Source organism: uncultured Nonlabens sp. (genome assembly GCF_947495285.1).
Taxonomy (GTDB): domain Bacteria; phylum Bacteroidota; class Bacteroidia; order Flavobacteriales; family Flavobacteriaceae; genus Nonlabens.
Map to the genome: position 1 here is coordinate 1 of NZ_CANLXZ010000114.1, position 221 is coordinate 221.

Genomic DNA, 221 nt, shown 5'->3' on the forward strand with positions numbered 1-221 from the left:
TCATCACCAGTTACAACAGGTACTTGCTGTAAAGCATTTATCATTGCTCCTGTAACTACTTCATCATCAGCTACTGGTGGTAACTGTATAAAAGTAATGTCTACGTTTCCTGTATCTGATTCGCCATCTTCATCAACTATTGTATAGTCAAAGTTGATCGGCTCTGTACTGTCTGTTACTGGGGTAACTATCAATTCACCATTTACTAAGGTTACTTCGGT

Annotated in this window: 1 protein-coding gene; it reads right to left on the reverse strand. The window is 38.5% G+C overall.

Annotated features, from left to right (window positions below; translation table 11 throughout):
- On the reverse strand, positions 1 to 221 hold a 221-nt coding region (locus Q0838_RS14325), incomplete at both ends, for a hypothetical protein (protein ID WP_298956579.1).